Source organism: Affinundibacterium nitidum, assembly GCF_014284155.1.
Taxonomy (GTDB): domain Bacteria; phylum Pseudomonadota; class Gammaproteobacteria; order Burkholderiales; family Burkholderiaceae_D; genus Undibacterium; species Undibacterium nitidum.
The window spans coordinates 1-204 of sequence record NZ_JACOFZ010000079.1 but is presented as its reverse complement, the minus strand read 5'-3'; the positions used below and the strand labels follow the sequence as shown (position 1 = coordinate 204).

At 53.9% G+C, this 204-nt stretch carries 1 protein-coding gene; it reads left to right on the top strand.

The features are described 5' to 3' along the window. Nucleotides 1-204: hypothetical protein (locus tag H8K36_RS19120; RefSeq protein WP_186918104.1), on the top strand; the 204-nt coding region annotated here is incomplete at both ends.

The window sequence follows — 204 nt, the reverse complement described above, 5'->3', positions numbered from 1 at the left end:
CGGTAGCAGAAACGGCAACTGCAACAGCAAACAGCTTCACGGTCAGTGCGCCAGCTGGTTTAGCGAGCATTACGGTGGGTGGCACCAACGTCACCTTGGCGCAATTAAATGCTTTAGGTGGCACACCGATCACGATCACGACAGGCAAGGGCAGCTTGGTCTTAACAGGTTATAACTCCAGCACAGGCGTGGTGAGTTACACCT